Origin of the sequence: Geobacillus sp. BMUD (assembly GCF_013096845.1) — a bacterium.
Lineage (GTDB): Bacteria > Bacillota > Bacilli > Bacillales > Anoxybacillaceae > Geobacillus > Geobacillus vulcani.
On the sequence record NZ_SDLA01000003.1, the window covers coordinates 15,075 to 38,015 of the forward strand.

General features: G+C 47.3%; 21 protein-coding genes, 1 tRNA gene and 1 pseudogene. 18 read left to right on the top strand and 5 right to left on the bottom strand.

Translation table 11 applies throughout. The features are described 5' to 3' along the window. Positions 1-44: 44 nt before the first annotated feature. Positions 45-230, bottom strand: a complete 186-nt coding sequence (locus ETC05_RS05785) for a small acid-soluble spore protein H (RefSeq protein ID WP_031408827.1) — start codon at positions 228-230, stop codon at positions 45-47. Between the two features lie 206 nt (positions 231-436). Between ETC05_RS05785 and bioF the strand changes: the two genes are divergently transcribed. Then, positions 437-1,609 (top strand): 8-amino-7-oxononanoate synthase, encoded by a 1,173-nt coding sequence (bioF, locus tag ETC05_RS05790; protein WP_171660564.1) that lies wholly within the window; start codon positions 437-439, stop codon positions 1,607-1,609. 79 nt (positions 1,610-1,688) lie between these two features. Here bioF and ETC05_RS05795 read toward each other — a convergent pair. The 3 genes from ETC05_RS05795 to ETC05_RS05800 all read right to left on the bottom strand — a co-directional run bounded on the left by ETC05_RS05795 (position 1,689) and on the right by ETC05_RS05800 (position 2,531). Then, a tRNA-Pro gene (locus ETC05_RS05795) sits at positions 1,689-1,762 on the bottom strand. 156 nt (positions 1,763-1,918) lie between these two features. After that, positions 1,919-2,050: a hypothetical protein gene (locus tag ETC05_RS18060; RefSeq protein WP_256371105.1), complete on the bottom strand. Its 132-nt coding sequence runs from the start codon at positions 2,048-2,050 to the stop codon at positions 1,919-1,921. A gap of 19 nt (positions 2,051-2,069) precedes the next feature. Beyond that, a complete protein-coding gene (locus ETC05_RS05800; RefSeq protein WP_171660565.1) occupies positions 2,070-2,531 on the bottom strand; it encodes a Uma2 family endonuclease in 462 nt (153 codons plus the stop codon). A 73-nt stretch (positions 2,532-2,604) separates the two neighbouring features. On the opposite strand from ETC05_RS05800, the gene ETC05_RS18065 reads away from it, so the two are divergent. From ETC05_RS18065 to ETC05_RS05880, 16 genes are all read left to right on the top strand, one after another. Further along, positions 2,605-2,736: a hypothetical protein gene (locus ETC05_RS18065; protein ID WP_256371106.1), complete on the top strand. Its 132-nt coding sequence runs from the start codon at positions 2,605-2,607 to the stop codon at positions 2,734-2,736. 172 nt (positions 2,737-2,908) lie between these two features. Continuing rightward, positions 2,909-3,880, top strand: a complete 972-nt coding sequence (glsA, locus tag ETC05_RS05810; RefSeq protein WP_171660659.1) for a glutaminase A — start codon at positions 2,909-2,911, stop codon at positions 3,878-3,880. Continuing rightward, positions 3,849-4,253, top strand: coding sequence for a cytosolic protein (locus ETC05_RS05815; protein WP_171660566.1), 405 nt, complete (start codon positions 3,849-3,851; stop codon positions 4,251-4,253). The genes glsA and ETC05_RS05815 overlap by 32 nt, the downstream gene beginning before the upstream one ends. Before the next feature lie 216 nt (positions 4,254-4,469). Continuing rightward, entirely contained in the window at positions 4,470-5,492 is a 1,023-nt protein-coding gene (locus tag ETC05_RS05820) for a LacI family DNA-binding transcriptional regulator (RefSeq protein ID WP_171660567.1), read from the top strand. A 42-nt stretch (positions 5,493-5,534) separates the two neighbouring features. Beyond that, on the top strand, positions 5,535-6,860 hold the full coding sequence (locus ETC05_RS05825) for an ABC transporter substrate-binding protein (RefSeq protein WP_171660568.1): 1,326 nt from the start codon (positions 5,535-5,537) through the stop codon (positions 6,858-6,860). A 32-nt stretch (positions 6,861-6,892) separates the two neighbouring features. Then, a complete protein-coding gene (locus ETC05_RS05830; RefSeq protein ID WP_171660569.1) occupies positions 6,893-7,780 on the top strand; it encodes a carbohydrate ABC transporter permease in 888 nt (295 codons plus the stop codon). Then, positions 7,774-8,616 carry a carbohydrate ABC transporter permease gene (locus tag ETC05_RS05835; protein WP_368668028.1) on the top strand — a complete coding sequence of 281 codons (843 nt, stop codon included), beginning with the start codon at positions 7,774-7,776 and terminating at the stop codon, positions 8,614-8,616. Before ETC05_RS05830 ends, ETC05_RS05835 begins: the two co-directional genes overlap by 7 nt. A gap of 33 nt (positions 8,617-8,649) precedes the next feature. Continuing rightward, positions 8,650-9,705, top strand: a complete 1,056-nt coding sequence (locus ETC05_RS05840; protein WP_171660570.1) for a zinc-dependent alcohol dehydrogenase — start codon at positions 8,650-8,652, stop codon at positions 9,703-9,705. A gap of 23 nt (positions 9,706-9,728) precedes the next feature. Continuing rightward, positions 9,729-10,529 (top strand): sugar phosphate isomerase/epimerase family protein, encoded by an 801-nt coding sequence (locus tag ETC05_RS05845; protein WP_171660571.1) that lies wholly within the window; start codon positions 9,729-9,731, stop codon positions 10,527-10,529. A gap of 82 nt (positions 10,530-10,611) precedes the next feature. After that, on the top strand, positions 10,612-12,300 hold the full coding sequence (locus tag ETC05_RS05850) for a sugar phosphorylase (RefSeq protein WP_171660572.1): 1,689 nt from the start codon (positions 10,612-10,614) through the stop codon (positions 12,298-12,300). Positions 12,301-12,333: 33 nt separating this feature from the next. Then, positions 12,334-14,445 (top strand): alpha-galactosidase, encoded by a 2,112-nt coding sequence (locus ETC05_RS05855; protein ID WP_171660573.1) that lies wholly within the window; start codon positions 12,334-12,336, stop codon positions 14,443-14,445. Between the two features lie 583 nt (positions 14,446-15,028). Next, positions 15,029-16,345, top strand: a complete 1,317-nt coding sequence (locus tag ETC05_RS05860; RefSeq protein ID WP_171660574.1) for an ABC transporter substrate-binding protein — start codon at positions 15,029-15,031, stop codon at positions 16,343-16,345. A gap of 184 nt (positions 16,346-16,529) precedes the next feature. Next, positions 16,530-17,837: a carbohydrate ABC transporter permease gene (locus tag ETC05_RS05865; protein ID WP_031408848.1), complete on the top strand. Its 1,308-nt coding sequence runs from the start codon at positions 16,530-16,532 to the stop codon at positions 17,835-17,837. Between the two features lie 17 nt (positions 17,838-17,854). Beyond that, complete coding sequence (locus ETC05_RS05870; protein ID WP_031408850.1) at positions 17,855-18,682, top strand: carbohydrate ABC transporter permease; 828 nt, start codon at positions 17,855-17,857, stop codon at positions 18,680-18,682. Between the two features lie 269 nt (positions 18,683-18,951). Then, the gene (locus ETC05_RS05875; protein ID WP_031408851.1) at positions 18,952-19,398 is read left to right on the top strand and encodes a MaoC/PaaZ C-terminal domain-containing protein; all 447 of its coding nucleotides are present in this window, start codon (positions 18,952-18,954) and stop codon (positions 19,396-19,398) included. A 233-nt stretch (positions 19,399-19,631) separates the two neighbouring features. Further along, positions 19,632-20,927 carry an MFS transporter gene (locus ETC05_RS05880; RefSeq protein WP_031408853.1) on the top strand — a complete coding sequence of 432 codons (1,296 nt, stop codon included), beginning with the start codon at positions 19,632-19,634 and terminating at the stop codon, positions 20,925-20,927. A gap of 443 nt (positions 20,928-21,370) precedes the next feature. Here the strand turns inward: ETC05_RS05880 and ETC05_RS05885 are convergent. After that, a pseudogene (locus ETC05_RS05885) lies at positions 21,371-21,659 on the bottom strand (DUF4351 domain-containing protein); the annotation flags it as partial. Positions 21,660-21,896: 237 nt separating this feature from the next. Between ETC05_RS05885 and ETC05_RS05890 the strand changes: the two are divergent. Continuing rightward, positions 21,897-22,895, top strand: a complete 999-nt coding sequence (locus tag ETC05_RS05890; RefSeq protein ID WP_031408857.1) for a LacI family DNA-binding transcriptional regulator — start codon at positions 21,897-21,899, stop codon at positions 22,893-22,895. Positions 22,896-22,941: the final 46 nt, after the last annotated feature.

Below are 22,941 nucleotides of genomic sequence, written 5' to 3' on the forward strand. Positions count from 1 at the left end.
AACAAAAACGCGGGAGAAAGGACGATCCCTTTCTCCCGCGTTTTTCATGACGAATGCTCTTCTAAGCTGGCGACCGGCACGCTTTGTTTTTGATTCGGATTGTCAAGCGGATGGATCGTTGCCATCCCTTTTTGCTGGTCGACATGCTCAATGTAAATGCGCTGGCCGTTGTACGTGACGTTCGCCATCACCGGCGACGACGCGATTTCTTGTGCCCGACGGACATCCATTTCTAACACCTCCTTTTTGCCGATAACACGTATAGTATGACATGTCTGCGGTTGGACTATGCATGTGGTCGAGGGTGGAAATCAATAATTAACAGAACTATGTGCTAAATAATCAGCAAACGAAACTGACCATCTTTTCCTAGCCGATTCGCGGTTTTTAATGTAAACTATTTTTTATAAAAAGTTTACATATAAGGGGGATAGGGATGAAAACCGAACTAATCGCCAAACTGCACGAATGGGAACAAAAAGCGCAAAAGCGCCAGCTGCGCCGAGCACAGGCCTCAGGCGCTTCGGTCATCCTGAACGGAAAGCCGATGTTGAATTTAGCGTCCAACAATTATTTAGGGTTGGCGGATGACCAACGGCTCATTGAAGCGGGTTGCGAGGCGATGCGGGCCTACGGAGCCGGAGCGGGTGCGTCACGGCTTATCGTCGGCAACCATCCGCTCTATGAGCGGGCGGAAGCCGCGTTGAAACAGTGGAAAAAAGCAGAGGCGGCTCTTATTTTCAACAGCGGCTATACGGCCAACATCGGCGTGTTGACAGCGTTGATTGGCCGAGATGATCTTGTCTTTAGCGATAAGTTGAACCATGCGAGTTTGATTGATGGCATCCGACTGAGCAAAGCCGCCTGTTTCCGCTACCGGCATAATGACGTCGATCAATTAGAATCATTGTTGAAGCAATCTTCGCCTGCGAAGCGAAAATGGATCGTCACCGATGCTGTTTTTAGCATGGACGGCGATCTGGCGCCATTATCGGAGCTTGTCGAGTTGAAACGGCGCTACCGCGCGATATTGATTGTGGATGAAGCGCACAGCGGAGGGGTGCTTGGGCCGAACGGCGAAGGGCTGCTTCACCATTTCGGGCTCGAGAAAGAAGAAGATGTGATCGCCATCGGCACTTTCAGCAAAGCGCTCGGCAGCTTCGGAGCGTATGTAACCGGCGAGCCGTGGCTGATCGACTACTTGATGAACAGTGCTCGCAGCTTCATTTTTACGACCGCCTTGCCGCCTGCTGTCCTTGCCGCCAATGAAGCGGCCATTCGTATCGTCCAATCCGAACCGGAGCGGCGTGAGCGGCTGCACGCCTTAAGTGAACGGTTCCGCATGAGTCTGAAACAGCTCGGCTTTGACACTGGCGGCAGCGAGACGCCGATCGTTCCCGTACTGGTCGGTCCGAACGACCAGGCTGTGGCGATGAGCGAGTTGCTGCAGGAAGCGGGCCTTGCCGCCATCGCCATCCGGCCGCCGACCGTCCCTGAGGGAACGGCGCGCATTCGCTTTTCCGTCACCGCCGCCATGACGGCAGAAGACGTTGATATGGCTGTTGACCGTATCGCTTGGGCAGGAAGGCAGATCGGATTGATTTCATAGGGAAAAACGGCGTCAAGAGGAGGAAACGCGTGAGAGAACAAAAAAACCAGCCGGATGTTTTTCGGCTGGTTTCCTTCGATCGGGATGACAGGATTTGAACCTGCGACCCCACGCACCCCATGCGTGTGCTCTACCAAGCTGAGCTACATCCCGAAATGGTTTGTCAGACATACTTCATTATACAAGAAAAACAGGATAAGATCAATGGCTAATTTTCCATGAAGTCAGAAAAGGATGCCGTTGAAAGGCCATTGGCATCCGACAAGGCTTCGTCTGTCAGCCATGGATTAGCCGTGCTGTGAAACGAGGTTATGCCATCGATCGAGCGATTTGCTCCAACTGTTCACGAATCTGGCCGCGGCACACTCTGCTGTGGTAACAGACGACCGTCTCGATGTCAAAATCAAGCAACTTTCGGACAGACCGCCTCGCTTCGTCCATATCGGGCGTTTCCTCTTTTCTACACGCCTTGGAACACGAGCGCCGTGTCAATCGTTCCGATGACAGAATCGAACATTTCGCCACAGGAGATGATCGTTTCGGCGTATCGATCATGTTCGAGTGTGCACTGACGGATCGTTTTGTTGTAGGGGTCGGCGATCCAGTATTCTTCCACTCCGTAGGCGCAGTACAAATCTTTTTTCAGCGTCACATCGATTTTGTAGGTTGACGGGCTGACAACTTCGATGACAATGAGCGGCCGCCCCTTATAGCCGCCGATGATTTTTTCCGGTCGTTCGCAATAGACAGCGACATCCGGCTGGATAAACTCGTTCATCACGTTTCCGTTCTTTTCGAGTTTCACGGATAAGTTGGAAATCGGTTGGCATGGGCTTTTTCCTTTGATCATGGAAACAAGATTGTCGCAAACGATTTGATGTTCCCATGACGGGGACGGGGACATGTTGATGGCTTCTTGCATGCTCCTCACCTCTTTTTTTATTATACTTGAAACCGTTCTCCCTTGCCTACAACAAGGTTGTTGGAGAAAGACGATGGATGTCTATGTGCTTGAAGAAGGGAGATTCCGCCATCAAGGGATGTATGTTCGCGATGAGACGATTCCTGTCCGCATGTTTCCTGGATTTGCGATCGAATTAAAAAATGTGTTTGCCGAAGAAGAGTAAGAAAAACGGCTGCTGTTCAAACAGCAGGCTCAGGCTGCCGACTTGAGAGGAGCGGGGCGGTTTTTTGCCGGCGGTCCGCTTGGCGAGGGCAAAGCGCCCCCGTCGGAAACCGCCGCTGTTTGAATCGTTTGGGCATAGAAACGGAAAAAATAGGCGATACTAACGATCGGTGATGCTTGTGTACAATCAAGAAGAACTGGCCCGCTTTGTCGAAGAAGCGAAGCCGTACGCCTGCTATGGCAAAGTGGCCGATTATATTCCCGCTCTAGCCAAAGCGAATCCGAATGAACTGTCAGTCGCCGTTTACACCCCGGACGGTAAGGTGGTGAGCGCCGGCGATGTGACGGTGAAAGTGACGCTCCAAAGCATCTCGAAAATCATTGCGCTCGCCCTTGTCTTGATCGACCGCGGCGAGGATGAGGTGTTTCGTAAAGTCGGCATGGAGCCGACGGATTATCCGTTTCATTCCATTGCCAAGTTAGAGGAAAAACCGGCCAAGCCGCTGAATCCGATGATTAACGCCGGCGCGCTTGTCGTCACGTCGATGATTGAAGGCGGCTCGGTGCCCGAACGGCTGAAACGGTTGTTGGCGTTTGTCCGCCGTCTCGCTGGCAACGAACACATCTCGTACTCCGACGAAGTGGCCCGCTCCGAATTTGTAACCGCGTTTTTAAACCGATCGCTTTGCTATTTTTTGAAGCAACACGGCATTATTGATGAAGACGTTGAAGAGTTGATCGACTTGTACACGAAGCAGTGTGCCATTGAGATGACGTGCGTCGACTTGGCGCGCATCGGCTTGGTGTTCGCGCTTGACGGGCGCGACCCGCATTCGGGCAAACCGCTCATGCCGTTGGATGTCGCCCGCATTTGCAAAACGTTCATGGTCACGTGCGGCATGTACAATGCGTCGGGTGAATTTGCCATCAAGGTTGGCATTCCGGCGAAAAGCGGCGTCTCGGGCGGCATTCTCGCCGCCGTGCCCGGGCGGTGCGGCATCGGCATTTTCGGCCCGGCGCTTGACGACAAAGGGAACAGTCTAGCCGGGGTGAAACTGCTCGAGCGGCTGTCCAAAACGTATTCATTAAGCATTTTTGGAGGAGGGAATGACAGTGAAAACATTTACGGTCCAGTTTCACCGTGAAGATGATGTGGAAGCGATGAACGTCGGCAAGTTGAGCCAAGAGGATTTTGACAAGGCGACCGAAGGCGGAACGCGGCATTTGTTTGATCTTGACACGAACATCGGCTATTTTGTCTTTTTCGATGCCGAGGATCGCGAAGGCAACGTGTCGTATTTAATGCTTCAATACGAAGAAGACAGCGAAGATCCAAGCGCGTGCTACAGCTTTGAGCTGAAAGACTTTTATGAGTTTATGGCGCTCTACTTAAACGATCTCGAATTCGCGGAAGAAGAGGAAATGACGGAAGACGGCGAAGAGGAATACGGTCCGATTCACCATTTGGCGCATTTGCTGTATCATATCGTCGAGGAAGGGAAGAAAATAGACATATAAAAGGGAGACTGATCCTGAACAGCAAGGTTCAGAGCTTTTACATGCTACGGATCAATATAAAATTTCCAGTCAAGCTCTGTTAGCGTGCAGTTGTATCAAGAGAAATTCGGCCATAGTTTTTAATAAAAAAATAAAATTCTTAATATTGACATTAATGTAGAGGTCTTGATAGAATGAAAACGCAACCAAAAACGTTTTCGATTAGGGTGGTTGATATTGGTTTCCATTAGAGAAATTGCAAAAAAAGCTGGTGTTTCTGTCTCCACGGTATCGAGAGCACTGAACAATTATGGAGACGTCAGCCCACAAACACGTGAAAAAATTTTGCGGATTTGCAAAGAACTCAACTATTTCCCTAATGCAGTGGCACGAAGTCTTGTTCAAAAAAAGACGAATACGATTGGAATTTTCTTTGGTAATAAGGTGAACTCGGGTTTTGATCACCCTTTCTTTCTTGATGTGATTTCTGCTGTTCGTGAAGAAGTTGGAAACGCGGGGTACGATTTGCTGATTTTTACGAACAAGAACAAAAAGTTGGCCACGTATACAACACTGTGCCGAGAACGCAGTGTAGACGGTGTTGTTTTATTGCTAACGGGTGAGGGAAAAAGAAAAACGGAACAACTTGTGGAGCTTCAAAACAGCGGGATTCCCTGCATTGCGATCGACATTCCTTTAGAAGGGGAAACATGCACATATGTGGAGTCCGATAATTACGGGGGCGCTCGGAAGGCCGTGCAACATTTAATTGATCTTGGCCATAGGGTTATTGGATTTATAGGGGGTGATGAAATTAGTAAAACAAGCTATGATCGAATGAGAGGTTATCAGGATGTTCTTATGGAAAACAGAATAGGGGTTGATCCGTCACTGATTCAATTAGGGTATTTTTCGCGCGAAAAAGCCATGGAGTCTGCTCGGAATTTAATGGTGTTCCGTCCGGAGATTACTGCTTTTTTTGCTGTAAGTGATGAGATGGCGATGGGGGTTATTGACGGATTAAATGAATTAGGATATCGCGTTCCCACCGATGTATCGGTAGTGGGATTTGATGACATCAAAGAAGCAAAATACAGCCAACCTCCATTAACCACGGTGAGACAAGATAAGTATGGATTGGGAAGTATAGCAGCGAAAACGTTATTGAAAATTATTGACAATCCGGGGGTGAAAGTGACACCAACTGTTTTACCCTGCAACCTGATTATTCGAGAATCAACTTCGCCGCCAAATAGATAATTTTTTTGAAATGACCAAAAACGTTTTTGGAGGTGGGTTAGATTGTTCAACAAAAAGAAGATTTGTGCATTCCTTTCTCTATCACTTTTCTCGCTATCCATTTTGTCAGCTTGTAGTCAAGAAGGTGATCAGTCTAATGCCAAAAATGGAAACGGAAAAGATGTAACGATTCAGTATTGGCATGCTAATGTCGAGGAAGAGAGAGTTCAGTTGTTGAAAGAGTTGATTCAAAAGTTTGAAAAACAAAATCCAGGGATTCATGTGCAACAAGTTCCTGTTCCGGAAGAGGATTTGCCAAACAAAATCTCTGCGGCGATGGGAGCTAATCAATTACCGGCTATTATTGAGAGCGGTATTGAACAAACGTTACTTCTTAGTGAGGAAGGAGTCAGCGATACGAAACTTCATGAAGAAATTATCAATGAGATAGGCAAAGATGATTTCTTCAGGGGAGTTTTAGATACAACGAAATCTCCTGATGGCAACGGGTATCTTGGCGTTCCGATATACGGGTGGGTACAAGGGATTTGGTACAATAAACGGCTGTTTGAAGAAAAAGGATTAGAAGCTCCGACTACTTGGGAAAATATTTTAAAAGCAGCAAAAACGTTCTATGATCCTGCAAACAAAAAATACGGCATTGTAATAGGAACCCAGAAGGATCAATTCACAGAACAAACGTTTAGTCAGTTCGCTCTCTCGAATAATGCGGCCATTTTTGACGAAAAAGGAAAGATAAACGTTGATTCCCCTGAGATGAAAGAATCCCTTAATTTCTATAAAGAATTAGCCAAGTATACACCTGAAGGGGCGGAGAGCTGGCGTGAAGCAAAAGAAATGTATTTGTCAGAACGTGCCCCGATGGTCATGTACTCCACGTATATTATGGGAGATTTGTCACAGAATACACAGTTAGCACAATCGACAGGTTTTGCAATTCCAGAAAAGAAAAAGAAGGCTTCGTTTGGCCAAATTACATCATTTGTGATTACGAATACGATAAGCGAAGATGAACGAAACGCGGCCAAGCGGTTTACTAAGTTTTTGATGGAAAAGGAAAACTATATTAAGTTTTTGCATATGTCACCGGGAGGGCAAAATCCAACGAGAAAGTCGATTGCTCAAGATCCTGAGTACCTAAATAATGAGGTGCTTAAAACATTCGGGGAAGTAGCAAGCCAAATCCCATTCGGACTGGAGAATTTACAGCGTTTTGATGTCGTGAACGGCAAAATCTATCCAGAAATGAGCGATATTTCAGCGCAGTTTATTATTAGTGAAGGCATTTATAATATGACAGAGCATGGAATCCAGCCGGATGAAGTGACCAAAACGGTCAAAGAGAAAATAGAAAAGGTGATGAAATAAAAGATAATAATATTTTTGAAGGAAGTGAAATCGTGTTCAACCTAAAAAGAAACAGGGGATCTTTACAAGCCCAAGAAGCTCATTTAGGATACCTCTTGATTGCGCCAGCTTTTTTGCTGGTGGCACTGATCATCTTTTACCCTGTCACCTATAATATTTGGCTCAGTTTCCATGATGTTTCATTAAACCCGAATAAACCGGATATTTTCATTGGTTTGGAGAATTACAAGACCCTGCTTGTTGATCGAGAGTTTTGGCATTCTGTCATGATTACGCTAATATTCACAGTTGTAACGGTTGCCGGGGCCACTATTGCTGGCCTTGGCACTGCCCTTCTGTTAAATCGACCGTTCGTGGGAAGAAAATTAGTGCGCTCCGTTATTTTGTTGCCGTATGTAGCGCCGATTATTTCATTGGTTTTCGTTTGGCAGTATATGTTTAATCCCGTTTACGGAATGGTGAATTATACGTTGGTTGAGCAGTTGGGGTTATTTAAACAAAGTATAGACTGGTTAGATAATCCTGTCGCGGCGATGTGGTTAGTCATTTTGTTTGATATTTGGCATCTATTTCCATTCTCTTTCATGATGATCCTTGCTAAATTGCAGGCTATTGATTCTACCTTATATGAAGCGGCAGAGATGGATGGAGCTGGCGGATGGCAGAAGTTTCGGTATATTACATTACCTGAATTGCGATTTGTAATTGGTGCTTTGGTGATCCTTCGTTTTATTTGGAATTTTTACAAATTTGATGAGATTTATTTGTTAACCAAAGAAGTGCCTGTTGTGAGTGTATATGCCTATGAAACAGCTTTTGCTACTTATGATCATGGACGGGCGGCTGCCATTACAGCGCTGTTGTTTGTACTCATTATGGTTCTGGTGGTAGTTGCAGTAAGGAGAGTGCTCAAGTGGTGACGAAAAAAGGAATGGTGCACCGATTTGTTTTCTATTGTCTCCTTGTTCTAACGGTAGTAACGACGGTATTCCCGTTTTTGGTCATGCTGAGTACAGCACTAAAATCCAATGAAGAGGCTCTATCTTATCCTCCTACATTCATTCCGAATGAAATTACTTTTAAGCATTTCCTAGATGTGTTAAATCCAGAAAAATTTCCATATTGGACGTATTTTAAGAACAGCATGATCATCTCTCTATCTACTGCTTTCTTGGCTGTGGTAGTAGGAACTTTAGGGGCTTATAGTTTTGCTCGTCTGCAATATAAAGGAAAAGCGCTTTTTCAAAAAGGCGTGATGCTCATATACATGTTTTCAGGAGTATTGTTAGTCGTTCCTCTTTATCAGATGGTCACGGCTATTGGTCTTTATGATTCAAAAATCTCATTGATCGTGACCTATATTGTTCTAACTTTACCTGTGTCTTTGTACATGTTAGGAAATTACTTTCGAACAATTCCTGAATCTCTTGAGGAAGCAGCAATGATTGATGGGCTTAGCCGTATACAAGTGATATGGAAAATTGTGCTTCCTTTGTCGATGCCGGCAATCGTCTCCGTGTTCATATATGTGTTCATGATCGCATGGAATGAGTACTTGTTTGCTTCAGTGTTTATTATCTCTGAAGAAAATATGACGTTGCCGTTAGGGTTGAGTCATCTGTTTCATACTAAGCATTATATATGGGGACGGATGATGGCTGCCTCACTTTTGACTGCTTTGCCTATCGTCATTTTGTATGCCCTTATTGAAAAGTATTTTAGCAGTGGTTTGACTGAAGGCGGAGTCAAGGAATAATGACTAAAAATATGATAAGGGAGAGAAGAACCAATGCCTAGACAATTAGTTGCTATTGCCCCACGACAAGCCAGTCTTGTCGAATATGAAGATAGAGATATTTTGCCTCACGAAGTGAAGATTGAGGTGAAATACGCTTCACCCAAACATGGAACAGAGATCGCCGATTTTCGGGGAGAAACCCCATTCTTGGATGAACGGTACGATCAAGAGTGGAAGTTATTTGTCCGTAGAGATCAAGATGAGGAGAAGGGTGTAAAGTTTGGTGAATGGAATCTCGGCAATCAGTGGGTAGGAATTGTTACAGAGGTGGGATCTGAAGTAACAGATTACCAGGCAGGGGATTGGGTATGTGGCTACGGGGGCATACGAGAGACCCATATTGTAAATGGGGTCAATAACTATCGGCTTCGTAAAATGCCATCAACTATGTCGTGGAAAAACGCGTTATGCTACGACCCTGCGCAGTTTGCCTTGGCTGGTATTCGAGATGCTCATATGCGCCCGGGGGACAGGGTGGCTGTCATTGGTTTAGGAGCGATTGGACAAATTGCCGCGCAGATTGCGAAAAAATGCGGTGCCAGTTATGTTGCGGTTGTCGACCCGATTGCCCTTCGTCGGGAGGCGGCGCTAAAAGCGGGAGCGGATGAGGCGTTTGATCCTACAGTCCAAGATGTAGGGTTGGAGTTAAAAAAAGCTACAAACAAACTGGGAGTCGATGTCATCATTGAAACGAGCGCGAGCGCATCTGCCCTTCAGGATGCTTTCAGAGGATTGGCGTATGGGGGGACCATCGCTTACGTTGGTTGGGCAAAGGAATTTAAGGGAGGATTGAATTTGGGCAAGGAGGCGCACTACAATAACGCAAAAATAGTCTTTTCACGCGCGGCAAGTGAGCCGAATCCAGATTATCCGCGCTGGGATCGAAGAAGGATCGAGGATGTATGTTGGGAATTTCTAAAATCGGGTGTCATTGATTGTGAGGAAATTATTTATCCAGTGATTTCGTTTGAAGACTGCGCTCAAGCCTATAGTGAGTATGTAGACCGCCATCCAGAGCGAAGTATTAAATTGGGCATTACATTTTAAATTTTAAGGTCAGGAGGAGCAGCATGAAGCTTGCGACTCAGGATAAATCATTTTTTCCGCAGAACATGAAAGAAAAATTGGAAGCTATCCGTTTGATGGGATTTGACGCTTTTGAGATCGATGGAAGTAGATTGATCAATGAATTTCAGGATGTAAAGAAGGCTGTGCAAGAGACTGCTGTGCCGGTAGTGACGGCATGCGGTGGATATCGTGGTTGGATCGGTGATTTTGACAAGGAAAAACGCAAGAGTGCTGTTCAAGATATTATAAGCATCCTGTGTCATCTTGAGAGAATTGGGGCGCAAGGGATTGTTGTTCCCGCTGCGTGGGGAATGTTTTCCAAACGATTGCCTCCTCTTATTCCTCCTCGATCGGAGGAACAGGACCGGGCTGTTCTATTGGACTCGTTGGATAAACTGAATGAAGCGGCCAAAGAAACTGGAACTTATATTTACTTAGAACCATTAAACCGTTATGAGGATCATATGTTAAATCGACTGGAAGATGCTGTTTCCCTCATCGAAGAAGGAAGATTTTCCAACGTAAAAATTACAGCAGACTTTTTTCATATGAATATTGAAGAGCCAAAAATTGAGGATAGCATACGTAAAGCAAAGAAGTATATAGGTCACGTTCATCTGGCCGATAGTCACCGCTATCAGCCTGGAGACGGGCATCTAGATTTTTCTTCAGGATTGAAGGCGTTAAAGGAAATTGGTTACACGGGTTACTTGGCATTTGAGTGTCGAGTTCTTGGAGTGCCAGAACTTGAGGTGTATCGCCAATCGGTTAAATATATTCGGGAGCTCCTGCAGAGGATATAATTTGATCTTTTTTGGCAGAAGGTTATGAAATAAGCTGTGCCAGTATTGAAAATGATTAGTAGTGGAAGGGAGAACATAGGCAATGATCATCCCTCTTGAAAAAGAGCAGAGTATGCGCCGGAAGCTAAATTTATTATATGGAGAACAAGAATACACAGTTTATAAGAGAATAACAGAATTATTACAACCATACATGAATAGAAGACCAGAGCCTAAACCTTGGGTAACAGAAAAAGACATTATGTTAATTACATATGGCGATTCTATTAAAGAGGAAGGTACTCTCCCGCTACAAACCCTTAAGGAATTTCTATTAAAGTATGTTAAGAAGACCATAACAGCTGTCCATATTTTGCCTTTTTATCCTTATACTTCAGACGATGGTTTCTCAGTAGTCGATTATCGGCAAGTAAATCCTGAGTTAGGGGATTGGACGGATATTCAGTCACTATCGAACGAGTTCGATCTGATGTTTGATGCTGTAATCAATCATATTTCAAAAAGTAGTGAATGGTTTCAAGGCTATTTGCGTGGAGAGAAAAAATACGCAGAATATTTTATTGAGGCTGATCCTAACCTCGATTATAGCCAGGTAGTTCGCCCGAGGACGTTGCCATTGTTGACTGAGTTTGACACGACTCATGGAAAAAAGTATATTTGGACCACGTTCAGTGATGATCAAATTGATCTCAATTATAAGAACCCTGATGTTTTGTTGGAAATGCTGGATATCCTTATTCTATATGCTTTAAACGGGGCAAGGTTTATTCGTTTAGATGCTGTTGGGTTTTTGTGGAAGAAGCAGGGGACTTCGTGCATGCACTTAGAAGAAACCCATGCTCTTATTAAACTTATACGTGACGTAATCGATTTGGTTGCACCGGGAACGATTTTAATTACAGAGACGAATGTTCCTCATAGCGATAATATTACTTATTTTGGGAACGGTTATGATGAAGCGCACATGGTATATCAGTTTCCGCTTCCGCCGTTGACCTTATTTTCTTTTCATACCCAAAATGCTCGCAAACTGTTAGAATGGGCAGACCGTTTAGAACCCCGTTCTGATGCTACCACATTTTTTAACTTTTTGGCCTCCCATGATGGCATTGGGTTGAGGGCAACAGAGGGGATTTTAACCGATGAGGAAAGACAATTATTAGTCGATAAAACGATTGAACATGGTGGGCGGGTTTCATACCGGGATAACGGTGATGGCACAATGAGCCCCTATGAATTGAATATCACTTACCTCGATGCGCTAACTCACCCGTTCGAAGAAGAAAGCGTACGCATTAAGAGATTTTTAGCTGCCCATATGATTTTGCTGTCTATGGCCGGGATGCCAGGGATCTATATTCATAGTCTGATCGGTTCCCGTAACGATTATAAGGGCATGGAAGAGTCGGGAATCAATCGCCGAATCAATCGTCAAAAAATAGACAAAGATCGGTTGTATATGGAGCTTGAATCAAACTCATTGCGCCGCAACATTTTTGTGCAGTTAAGCAAGTTTATTCAACAACGGAGAACACAAAAAGCGTTTAATCCACAAGCGGAACAAAGAGTTCTATTCTTAGACGAACGGGTATTCTCCATATTAAGAACCAATGAACAGACTGGCGATCAAATTTTGGTGCTGGTCAATGTTTCGAAACAAAATGTTGAGCTGAAAACGGAATATGTGGGAATGGATATCATTTTAAATCAACCGATCGACAGAACGATTTTTCTAAGGCCATATCAGACAATGTGGATTAAGACAAAATAGTGTCAACTCGATATTCGAGCGGACGGTGAGAAAATGCCTATCAAATATATTCCAGAAAAGCAAATATGGGTTATCACCACTGATCTTACTGATTACGTGATCGGAGTAGATGCAGAAGGAATTTTGCAACATGTATACTGGGGAGGAAAACAACCGCTGCTGTTAGACTATATGGACTTGCCGAAATCCATTGAGCATCCTGGTGGGGGACCTATTGGGCCCCACCGAGATGAGATCATGCCTTGGGGAGGGTTGCGATTTACGGAGCCAGGGATCAAGCTTACATTTTCTGACCATATCCGTGATTTGCATCTTATCTATGACAGGCATGAACTCTTGAATTCGGATCAGTTAGTGATTTATTTGAAAGATACCCTCAAGCCGCTTACGGTGAAACTGAACTATAAAGTGATCAAAGAATATGATTTGATTGAGCGTTATGTTGAAATCGTAAATGAAGGAACGGAAGGGCTCCAAATTGAGCAATTGATGGGAGCTATCTGGCATTTGCCAGTCTATCCTGAGTACCGACTAACATATTTAGCCGGTCTTTCTAGAGGAGAGACTCAAGTCAGAACAGAGTGGATTCAAGAGGGCAAAAAGGTGCTGGAAAGTCGACACGGGAGAACCAGCCACCAGTTCAACCCTTGGTTTGCGATCGACTTTGGGCAGACAACTGAAGAATATGGTGACGTATACTTTGGAGCCATCGCTTTTAGTGGCAACTGGAAGATAGTGATTGAAAAAACTCCGTATCAGACGCTACAAGTGGCTACAGGATTCAATGACTTTGATTTTGGTTGGACATTAAAACCGGGTGAGATACTTCGATCCCCAATCTGTATAGGAGGATTTACAGCGAAGGGGTTTGGGGAAGCAAGCCGTCAAATGCATCGATACCAAAAAAAATATATTCTTCGAAATGGCCATAAAGTAAGAAAAGTGATGTATAACTCTTGGTACGCTACGGAATTTGACGTGACTGAGGAGGGGCAGAGAAGGTTAGCTGAACAGGCAGCAAAGTTGGGAGTTGAACTGTTTGTAGTGGATGATGGCTGGTTTGGCGCTCGGGATCATGATCGTGCGGGATTAGGAGATTGGTTTCCAAACAAAAGGAAATTTCCAAAAGGTCTGCATCCATTAATTCAACACGTGAAATCGTTAGGAATGGATTTTGGAATTTGGGTTGAACCGGAAATGGTCAATCGTGATAGCGATCTTTACCGGAGCCATCCGGATTGGGTTTATCGTTTTCCGGGAAGGAGAAACACGGAACAACGAAATCAGCTTGTCTTAAATCTATCTAGGCCTGATGTCGAAGAGTATATTTTCTCTATGTTAGATGATTTGCTGTCCAATCATGAAATTGATTACATTAAGTGGGATATGAATCGTTCATTCAGTGAACCTGGTTGGCCGGAAGCCCCTCCGGAACACCATAAGGAAATATGGGTGAGACATGTTCTTGGCGTTTATCGTATACTGGAGCGGTTACAAAGAAAGCATCCTCATGTGGCATTTGAATCGTGTTCAGGTGGCGGAGCCAGAATTGACCTTGGGATCATGAGATATATCGACAATGTTTGGCCGAGCGATAATACGGATCCCTTTGACCGGTTGTTTATTCAGGAAGGATATACCTATGCCTATAATACGAAAGCGATGTTATGTTGGGTAACGGATGTGCCGGATGAAAATAATTTGCGTACAACGACGTTAAAATATCGTTTCCATAGCGCCATGATAGGGTCTCTTGGCATTGGATTGAACTTGAATAAATGCAGTGAATTGGAGCTTCAAGAATGTAAAAAATATATTCGCCAATACAAAGAAATCCGTCCCATCATCCAAGATGGGGATTTGTACCGGATTCTTTCTCCGCGCTCTTCTTACGGAGCGGCCTTTCAGTATGTGAGTCCAGATCGCTCTCGGTCTGTTTTGTTTGTATTTCGACATCGTCAACAATTCCGCCATCCTTTTCCTCCTATTCAGTTGAGGGGACTTGATCCAGAGGCGGTATACTTGTGCAGACAGTTAGGTATAAAGCGCAGTGGCACTTCACTGATGACCAGAGGGATTTCGCTTGACCTAAGAGGAGATTATGCTAGTGAGCTTATAGTATTTGAAAAAGATATCAATTACTGATTGTTTACAGTTGATGACTCAAAATGAGAGCACAAGAAGGAACAGATTCCGTTGATTAGAGCTCAACGTTGGAGAAAAAAGCAAGTTTGACTAATCTAAGTGCTTCATTAAATATTAGAGTTGGTTTTCCGTAACGGAAAGAGCGGCAATCCCAGCCAAACGGCTTGGGGTTCTTTGTTTATAGGACAAAAAAAGAATTTAGGGACTTGACGAACGATTTTGCGGCGATGTAAGATGGTTTTGTAATCGATTACATAACGAAGTTTGTGAAAGGAAGCCGACAAAGCGGATAAGGGGCGCGATGATGATAGACAAGTTGTCTTCATTGAAAGGAGAAACGGATAGACGGTGTCCCCTTTTCGCCTTTGACGAGAAAAGAACAGAATAGGCGAAAACGAGGATGGTTCGTCCATTTGTATGTAATCGATTACAAACAATCGATGCATAGACAAGCAGTGGGGGCTGCCAAAGCAAAAGGCGATGGATGTCATGTCCGGGGGGTGATTCGGGCAGTCGAAGCAACCACCATATGCGACGCCGTGCGGTGTTTGACAAATCAAAAATCTAAAGGGGGAGAACGACGATGAAAAAGACGTTGAAATCATCCGCGCTTTTGTTAGCGCTTACGATGGGGCTTGCGGCATGCTCCGGCGGCCAAAGCGCCAGCGATGCGGGCCAAGACAGCAAAAAAGAAGAAGGGAAAACAGGGCAATCCGAAAAAGTCGTGAAAATTGTCTATGCCCGCGGCCAAGATTCCACGAAAGCCACTGAAAAAATCATCGAAGCGTTCGAGAAAACGCATCCGAACATCGATGTGGAATTTCGCGAAATGCCGGCTGACACCGGGAAGCAGCATGATGCGTATGTGACGATGTTAAACGCGCAGTCGTCGGAAATCGATGTCATGGATCTCGACGTCATTTGGCCGGCTGAGTTTGCTCAAGCGGGTTATACGCTGCCGCTCGACCGCTTTATTGAGAAAGACGGCATTGACCTGAGCAAATACAACCAAGGGGCGCTCGCGGCCGGCAACTTCAATGGCAAGCAATGGGCGATGCCGAAGTTCATTGATGCCGGCATGCTGTTCTATCGCACCGACTTGGTGCCGAAAGACAAAGTGCCGAAAACATGGGATGAACTCTTGAAAGAGGCGAAAGAGCTGAAAGGAAAGGGCGGCACGAAATTCGGCTATTTGATGCAGGCCAAACAATATGAAGGATTGGTGTGCAACGCCGTCGAATTTATCGCCTCTTACGGCGGACAAATCGTCGATAAAAACGGGAATGTCGTGATCAACAGCCCAGAAACGATCAAAGGGCTGAAGAAAATGGTGGAAATCGTCAAGTCCGATGTTGTGCCGAGCAATATCACCACCTTCACTGAACCGGAATCGCATACCGCGTTCATTGAAGGGCAATCGCCGTTTATCCGCAACTGGCCTTATCAATACGCGCTGGCGAATGACAAAGAACAATCGAAAATCGTCGGCAAAGTCGGCGTGGCTCCGCTCCCGGCCGGGGACAAAGGTTCGGCTGCCGCGCTGGGCGGCTGGATGACCGCGATCAACAAATATTCGAAACATCCGAAAGAAGCATGGGAATTTGTCAAATTTATGACGGGGCCGGAGGGGCAAAAAATTTCCGCGATTTACGGTGGTTTAGCGCCGACGCTTCCGGAGCTGTTTAAAGACCCGGATGTCTTAAAAGCCAATCCGTTCTTTGCGGAAGAAGGATTTGTCAATGCCTTGAACGCTGCTGTGCCGCGCCCGGTCGTCCCGAACTATCCGGAAATTTCGGAAATCATCCAAATTAACGTATCCAAAGCGCTGGCCGGGGAGCTGACGGTCGAACAAGCCGTGGCCAATATGGAAAAAGAAATGAAAGCAACCTTGAATAAATAAGGAGAATGACTTGGCCGGCGCTCGGCAGCGGCCCGAATCTGGCCCAACGCCGGCCAATGCCCCATCAGCCAAACAAAGAGAACGCGATGTTGATTTTACCATTTTTGATTCATTAGCCTTCAGGCCGTCGTCTGCCCGGTGCTGAAGGCTAATATCCTTTCCAAGCAGAAGGGAGAGAACAGCGATGAGGAATGAAAAGCGAATGGAGCGCCTGTTGGGCTATTCGCTTGTCGCGCCGGCCATGCTGCTTATTTTGGCGATTGCCATTTGGCCCGTCATCCAGTCCTTTTATTACAGCTTGTTCGACTATCGGCTCAATGATCCGACCAAATCGTCGATTCACTGGAGTTACAGCCTCGATCTGGAAGGATATCTACAAAACTATCCGTTCCTCAAAAGCGCCCTCAAGCAGGAAATGGAGGCTGCGGATGAACAAACGAAACAAACATTGGCGCAAATCGAACGAAAACTCGCGAAACTGGACGCGGCGATCCGTTCCGACGATCAAGTGGCGAAGCAATATGACAAAGTGAACGAAGTGCTCGACAATTTTGGGACGCCAAGCGATGAGCTGAAGATCGCCGAGCTGGACAAACAGACGGCCGAGCGGCTGACCGACACGGTTCATGATGTCGTCCAGACGCTCAAGGAGATGAAAAAAGCGGGCGAACTGCGGCAAGCGGATAAAGTCGTCGGCTTGGCCGAAGGGCTCGAAGGGGTTGTGATCGAGCCGAACTTTGTCGGCCTCAAGCATTATAAGGACAGCTTCAGTGACATGCGCTTATGGAAAGCGTTATGGAATACGACGTTCTTTACGGTGGTGTCGGTCGCCATTGAGCTCGTGTTAGGGCTTGGAATTGCGTTGCTCATTAATAAGGCCTTTTTTGGCCGCGGGTTGGTGCGGGCAACGATTTTGATTCCGTGGGCGATTCCTACCGCCGTATCCGCGCTCATGTGGAAATTTTTATACGATGGACAAAACGGCATTGTCGCCAAATATTTCGAAACGATTGGCCTTGTCGACCGAATGGGGGATTTGTTGACAACGGAAGCAGGGGCGATGTTTGCGGTCATTTTTGCCGATGTATGGAAGACAACCCCCTATATGGCGCTCTTGTTGCTCGCCGGGCTGCAAACGATCCCGAGTTCGTTGTATGAAGCCGCCTCGATCGACGGAGCGACCAAATGGCAGCAGTTCACGAAAATCACGCTGCCATTGTTGAAATCAAGCATTTTAGTCGCGCTGCTGTTTCGCACGCTCGATGCGTTCCGCGTCTTTGACTTGATTTACGTCTTAACCGGCGGAGGGCCGGCGAACTCGACGGAGACGATTTCGATTTTAGCGTATAAAGTCATGTTCTCGCAGACGAATTTCGGCGCGGGATCGGCGCTTGCTGTCATCGTGTTCCTCTGCGTGGCGGTGATTTCCATGATCTATATTCGCTGGCTTGGGAAAGATTTGTTGTCTGATGGCTCCAGCGTCAAACGATAACGAAAAGAGGTGAGACCATGCAAAAAAAAGCCGGTCCGTTCTTTTATGTGTTTTTGGCTCTGTTCGTGTTCTTTGTGATGTTTCCGTTTTTATGGGTTTTGCTTAGTTCCATTAAGCCGCTCAGCGAATTGTTTGGCGACAAAGCGTTTGAATGGTTTACGAGCCATCCGACGTTGAAGTCCTATGTATCGGTCTTTGTCAATTACCCGTTTTTGCGCTATTTATGGAACAGTACGGTCGTGGCGACCATTACAACGGTGTATACGGTCTTTGTTGCCGCGTTTGCGGCTTATGCGATTGCGCGCCTCGAGTTTAAAGGCAAGACGGTCATTCTCGGCTTGGTGCTGGCCGTATCCATGTTTCCGCAAATTGCCACCATTTCACCAATTTACATGTTTGTGAAAAAGTTCGGGTTGACGAACAGCTACTTGGGATTGATCATTCCGTATACGACGTTTGCTTTGCCGTTGTCGATTTGGCTGCTCGTCACCTTTTTCCGCAAGATTCCGTTTGATTTGGAAGAAGCGGCGAAAATGGATGGGGCGACGCCGATGCAGACGTATTTTAAAATCATTTTGCCGCTTGCGGTGCCAGGGGTGTTTACGACGTCCATTCTCGTCTTCATTGCTGCATGGAACGAATTTTTATTTGCCTTGACGATCAATACAGCGGAAAAATACAAAACTGTCCCGGTCGGCATTGCCATGTTCCAAGGCCAGTATACGATCCCGTGGGGCGAAATTTCCGCGGCCACTGTGATTGTGACGATCCCACTCGTCGTCATGGTGCTGTTGTTCCAGCGCCGCATCGTCTCTGGGCTCACGTCCGGCTCGGTAAAGGAATAAGGGATCAATTCGAAAAAGGATGCCAGGTGAGCATCCTTTTGTTTTTTGCGGCAATGCGAATGTTGAAACACGAAACAGAGAAAGAGAAAGTTCTATCCGCTCCACTCCGTTCATATGTTAATGGCAGACGTCTAGCGGGGAGGGATGCGTAAAAGCCAACGATATGCACGATTAATATTCTGAATATTTACAAAAATGGAGATGGCAGCCGGAAAGGGGGTGGAATTTGTTTTTCCTCTTTTTTGCACCAGTCAAGGGGAGGGGAAGGCGTGCGATTTGACCGTCCGTTTGAACAGTATGTGCTTGGCGAGCGCCACCGTTCGCGCGGGCGAACGATCACCGAAGCGGATATTGTTCAGTTTGCCGGCGTTTCCGGCGATTTTTATCCGTTGCACATGGATCGGCAATATGCCGAGCGGACGCCATTTGGCGAGCGCATCGCCCATGGGATGCTGACGCTGTCGGCGGCGACAGGGCTGTGGGTGATGGAGCCGGGATGCGTGCTCGCCTTTTATGGGATTGATGCGCTCCGTTTCGTCCGTCCGGTGAAAATCGGCGATACGATTTATGTAGAATCAGAAGTGACGAAGCTGACGGTACGGGGGGAGCGAGCGGGGTTGGTCACGGTGCATCAGCGGATCGTCAACCAACGAGAAGAAACGGTCGTCGATGCCGTTGTGCATGTGCTTGTTGCCCGGGAAGGGAAAGCTCCATGACGGGCTTATGACATGGTGTCGCGGTCCGATAAAGAAACGAATGCATGACATTTCGGTTTTTGGAAGCGCTAACATTATGTTTGTTTTTTTGCTATCATCTATTTGTTTTTCCATTTCCGTGAAAATCCCACGTTGGTGAGTGGTGATTTTCATGCCCGGGTGGAGGGTAAAGTTGCTCATGGACCTTTTCTATAAAATGCGCGCAGTTTGATTGCGTGAAAGGGGTGTTGTGAATGGCCGTAGCGATGATGGATGCGGCGGAATTGAAGCGCCAAAAAAAGAGGGCGGCGATTTCAAGTGTGGTCGGCACGACGATTGAATGGTACGATTTCTTCCTTTATGGGACGATGGCCGCTCTCGTGTTTCCACAGTTGTTTTTCCCACAAAATGATTCATATGTAGCGCTCATGCAGTCGTTTACGACATTCGCCTTAGGGTTTATTGCGAGACCAGTAGGGGCGGCGATTTTCGGCCACTTTGGCGATCGGATCGGACGCAAGGCGACCTTGGTCGTCACCTTGCTGTTGATGGGATTGGCGACGGCGTTCATCGGCCTGATGCCGACATATGAGCAAATCGGCCTGTGGGCGCCGGTGCTGGTGACTGCGCTGCGCCTGATTCAAGGCATTGGCGTCGGCGGGGAATGGGGCGGTGCCATTTTGATTGCGATGGAGTGGGAAGAAGGCAAACGGCGCGGGTTGATGGCTTCGCTGCCGCAAATGGGTGTGCCGTTCGGGCTGTTGTCCTCTTCCCTTGTGACGACGCTCATGTTGGCGGCAGGCGGCGACAGCTTTTATGCGTGGGGATGGCGCGTTCCGTTTCTCGTCAGCTTCCTTCTCATCGCCGTCGGGCTGTATATCCGGTTGAAAGTGCTCGAATCGCCGCTGTTCCAAGAAGCGATGAAAAAACAAGAAACGAGCAAGATGCCGGTCGGCGAAGTGCTGGTCAAGCATCCACGCGAAATTCTCTGGTCGGCGCTTGCACGGGTGATTGAAAACGGGTCATTCTACATTTTTGTCACGTTTATCGTCAGCTATGGGACGACATTTTTGGGGATGGAAAAAAGCATTTTCGTCAATGTGACGATTATTGCCGCGATCATTAACGCGCTCTCGATCGTTTATTCCGGCCATTTATCCGACCGGTGGGGGCGGCGGCGCGTCTATATGACGGGAACGATTTTGTTGATGCTTTGGGCGTTTCCGTATTATTGGCTTGTCAATACAAAAAGTGTTGGGCTGATCTTTTTGGCGACGGTCGTGGCCATGGTGTTCCACGGCATGCTGTATGGCCCGCAGGCGGCCATGATCGCGGAAAACTTCCCGACGCGCCTGCGCTACAGCGGCGCCTCGCTCGGCTACCAGTTGGCATCGATCATCGCCGGCGGTCCGGCGCCGCTCGTGAGCACGTGGCTGCTGCATAAATACGGCAGCGCAACGGCCATCTCCTTCTATATCGTCGTCATGGGCTTGATCTCGCTGGCCGGGGTGAAAATGCTGCAAGACCGTGCGCGCCAGGCGCTTGAGTAATATCGGATCGGCGCCTTTGCTTCGATGCAAAGGCGCCTTTTTACCTTGTCTGCTTACAGTGTGGATGGTCGGATAGGTTTGGGTGAACTACCCACCACCTACGCTTCGCTTAGAGGTGGGGCTTCAACATAATTCCGAAAGAAGTCTCCCACTTCAAGCGTGTGAAGGGCGTAGCCCAACGATCAGTGGGAGATGAATTTCGGTTGGCGTTAGCCAAATCTTATGATAAATTGAATATATCATATGTTTCTTGATAAGTGGCTATATGGGGGTTGAGTGGACAAATGAATAGGCGAGAACCAAGCAGATTCCTTCCACTCGTAAAATAGCCAAGGTAGAAAAGAACTTCCGTCATGTCGGATATCTAGGGTTGGGACGACCCGAAGTCACGCTCAGGGAGACGAAAGGTTGCTTTCGTCGCGGAACTGAGAAGCTCTCACTTCAAGCAAAGCTAAGTGGGAGTAGTTCACCTCGATTTTCTCACTTTCAGTATACCCCCATTTTGCCAAGAAGGGCAGCCGCAATCAGATTGTCATGCCGAATAGAATCCCGCCAATGTTTCTTGCGCAGCTCTACGGGGAAAAAGCGAAACTGCAGCACATCGCCAAAGGGAAATTTGATCGAGAATACGGACGGTTCCTCACGGAGGGCATCATAGCTGAAGACGGCGATCGGAACGATGCGGGTGCGGTACTTTTCGAACAAACGGCTGAAATAAAGAAACATTCGCTCCCGAACTTTTGGTTCTTGTCGAAAGAGTGGGGGGCGCTAGTCTTGGACAATGCCCGTATTCATCATGTGATACGTCTTTTATAGAGACGAAGATTTGAACCCTGTCCCGCCTACGCTTGCGGTTGGAGTGGGAGGCATCGATTCATCGACGGATCGAAAAAACAATGCTTGACAACCGCCCAGTCTTTTCGATACGATGGTGATGTAATCGATTACATAACTGAGAGGACTGCACCGATGGCAAGCATAAAAGATGTAGCGAAGCGGGCAAACGTATCGACGGCCACCGTGTCGCGCGTGCTGCGCAACGCGAGCAACGTCACTGAAGAGACGAGGCAGCGCGTGCTCGAAGCCATTGAAGAGCTGAACTACCAGCCGAACGTGCTTGGCCGGTATTTGCGGCGGATGGAGACGGAAACGGTGCTTGTCGTTGTGCCCGATATTACGAATCCGTTTTTCTCAAAGGTGTTGCGCGGCATTGAAGCGGTCGCCCTCGAGCATGGCTATCAGGTGCTGCTTGGCGATACGCAAAACGATGCCCGGCTTGAGGAGCAGTATTTGAATTTGCTGCCGCAGCGGCAAGTCGACGGGATGATTTTTTTGACCGCCCGCATCCGCAAAGAGCTGGTGGAAGAGATGGCGCGGCAGTTTCCGATCGTCTTGGCGTGCGAGTATTTGGAAGGGACGGACATCCCGACCGTTTCGATCGATAACATCAGCAGCGCCCGCAAGGCGACAGAACACTTGATCCGCCTTGGCCATCGCCGCATCGCCCACCTATCCGGGCCGATGAACATCATTTTGAGCCGCGATCGGCTGCGCGGCTATCAACAGGCGCTGGCCCAGCATGAGCTTGAGGAGGACGCTGCGCTCGTGCAGGAAGGCGATTTTACCTATGAGTCCGGATATAATGTCACATTGAAGCTGCTCGCTCTTGAGAAGCCGCCGACCGCGATTTTCGCCGCCAACGATGAGATGGCGATCGGGGCGATCAAAGCGGTTCGCCATCGCGGCGGGCGCGTTCCGGACGATGTGGCGGTCGTCGGATTTGACGACATTCAAATGGCCTCGATTTTTGAACCGAGCCTCACGACAATCGCCCAGCCGATGTTTGAGATCGGCCAAAAAGCGATGGAGCTGTTGCTTCAATTGATTGAAGGAAATGACGTGGAACGCCGCCAGTTTGTGTTGCCTGATCAGCTCGTTATCCGCGAATCGTGCGGGGGGAAGCGCTAAGCGCCATGGAGGCGCTTCTTCCCAGCGGCGGGGCAAGGAATCATTT